Source organism: Telluria sp. AZSoR62, assembly GCF_058111565.1.
On sequence record NZ_JBYTST010000125.1, the window covers coordinates 1 to 387 of the forward strand.

A 387-nucleotide genomic window follows, 5' to 3' on the forward strand; every position below is an offset into this window, starting at 1 on the left:
CCCTGCCTGCAGAACTCCTGCAGTCGGGTGCTCTCGTTGTCGCAGTCGCGCGTGGTCTCGACTACATCCGACTCCCAGCTGACCTCACGCCGGATTCGTTGTCGGTGATCGAGGCTGCGCTCCCGTTCGATATGTGGGGATGGATCTTCCTCACCGCCGGCGCCGTTGGACTGCTAGGCATATTCGTACCCCGTATCCCAATGACCGCGTTGGCGCACGGGGTGCTGTTCGGCCTGTACCTCGTGTTCGGCATCGGTGCACTCGCCGAACTGGCCGACCGAGACTTCTTGTACGGCTGGAGAACTGCTGTCGGATGGGTGCTCGGTGCGGCCGCGGTTCACCTCGTTTTGGCTGACGCGTCGATAGATGGTTGGAGGCGGACACGTG

1 protein-coding gene is annotated in these 387 nt (G+C 62.8%); it reads left to right on the forward strand.

Annotated features, from left to right (window positions below):
* The coding region (locus tag AC3XQU_RS23175) for a hypothetical protein (RefSeq protein WP_489876506.1) at window positions 1-387 on the forward strand (387 nt) is incomplete at both ends.